General features: G+C 68.3%; 1 pseudogene. It reads right to left on the bottom strand.

Features of this window, described 5'->3' with window-relative positions:
- Positions 1–262, bottom strand: a pseudogene (locus tag QCD75_RS22070) (MFS transporter); the annotation flags it as partial.

Genomic DNA, 262 nt, shown 5'->3' on the forward strand with positions numbered 1-262 from the left:
TCGTTGAGGTTGTTGACCATGCCGGCCTGGCTGACCGAGGACAGGGATTTGTCCCGGAAGCTGGTGAGGGTGAAGATTTCCCGGTTGCCCAGTTGTCCGTGGGCGCCGGAGTGGGCTGAGACGTGGTTGGCGGCCTCCAGCCGGGCGTGGCCCCTGGTCTCCTGCACGGCGAAGACTGACAGCCCCAGGCCCAGGGCGATGTAGGCGGCGCCGAGCAGGAAGGGTCCGGGCCGCAGCCCGTAGTTGGCGGCGATGTAGCCGG

It is taken from the genome of Arthrobacter sp. PsM3 (genome assembly GCF_030433895.1).
Classification (GTDB): Bacteria; Actinomycetota; Actinomycetes; order Actinomycetales; family Micrococcaceae; genus Arthrobacter.